The sequence below is a fragment of the Aquitalea sp. S1-19 genome, from assembly GCF_024343515.1.
On record NZ_RJTZ01000343.1, the window covers coordinates 1 to 630 of the forward strand.

General features: G+C 62.4%; 1 protein-coding gene. It reads right to left on the bottom strand.

Going from position 1 to position 630, the window contains the following annotated elements; all coding sequences use genetic code 11:
• The coding region (locus tag EGI20_RS18945; RefSeq protein ID WP_498633254.1) for an AAA family ATPase at nt 1-630 on the bottom strand (630 nt) is incomplete at both ends.

Here is a 630-nt window from a genome sequence, read left to right on the forward strand (position 1 = left end):
CAGCACGCGACGCGCTTCGGCCACGGTCATCTTGCTGGCTTTTTTCGTGCCTGCGCCCAGACCCTGGAACATCGACTGCAGCTGGCCGGTAAAGTCTTCCATCCCCGGCGGGCCCATGATGTTCATCGCGGGGGCCGCAGCGGCGACCTCGACTTCGATTTCCTTCTCGTCCAGCTTGCCTTCACGCAGCATTTTGCGGAATTTCTGCCGCGTGCTGTTCTCTTCCGTCTTCTCTACGGCTGGGGCAGGCTCGTCGGCAAAGAAACCCGGGCTCTGGCGCGGCCCCGGCAGCAGGACATCAAGAATACGGTTCTCGGCCGCGTCTTCGGCACGATAACGGTTCTTCTTGATGGCGCTGTCGCGGGTTTCCTTCAACGCCACTTCCACCAGATCGCGGATGATGGTGTCGACGTCACGCCCGACATAACCGACCTCGGTAAACTTGGTCGCCTCGACCTTGATAAAGGGCGCATTGGCCAGACGGGCCAGACGGCGGGCGATTTCGGTCTTGCCCACCCCGGTCGGCCCTATCATCAGGATATTCTTGGGTGTGATTTCGCTACGCAGCGGCTCCGCCACTTGCTGGCGGCGCCAGCGGTTGCGCAGGGCAATGGCGACGGCACGCTTGGC